General features: G+C 43.1%; 1 protein-coding gene. It reads right to left on the bottom strand.

The window, feature by feature from the left end; all coding sequences use genetic code 11:
* Nucleotides 1-147: 147 nt before the first annotated feature.
* On the bottom strand, nucleotides 148-555 hold a 408-nt coding region (locus tag PKO01S_RS28580; protein WP_164779851.1), incomplete at its 5' end, for an undecaprenyl-diphosphate phosphatase.

The following is a 555-nucleotide window of genomic DNA, read 5'->3' as shown; positions in this document are numbered from 1 at the left end:
CCTGAGGCACCTTACTAAGTAATTGATTCAAACTGTTACTTTGTTTTATTGTCGACATACGTTTACCCCTTTCGATTTAGATTAACGGAACAACTGATTATTATTCCGGGCAATAACCTTTCCCGCGATTTCATCAGGGATGTGTCTTCATGCTGTCATCAACATGTACACCAAGAATACGGCAGCAAGTACAAACCGATAATACGCAAAAGGCGCAAGCTTAAACCGTTCGAGTAATTTCAAAAACGTGATGACCGCAACTAGCGCTACGATAAAAGCGATAATGAACCCTGTTACAAAAAAAACGATATCCGAAGAAGATAGCGTACCGTAGCTTTTAAGCAACTCGTATCCGCTTGCTGCACACATCATGGGAATAGCAATCAAGAAAGAAAAATTCGTCGCTGCTCGGTAACTGACACTCGACAACAAGCCACCTGCGATAGTTGCGCCGGATCTCGAGAACCCAGGCCATAAGGCGAGACATTGGTACAAGCCAATTAATAATGCTTGTCTGTACGATATTTGATCGATTCCTTCCGCTTCAACAGTCGG

It is taken from the genome of Paenibacillus kobensis NBRC 15729 (genome assembly GCF_004000825.1).
GTDB lineage: Bacteria > Bacillota > Bacilli > Paenibacillales > Paenibacillaceae > Paenibacillus_T > Paenibacillus_T kobensis.
The sequence above is the reverse complement of the archived record's forward strand: the minus strand, read 5'-3'. Positions and strand labels throughout refer to the sequence as shown.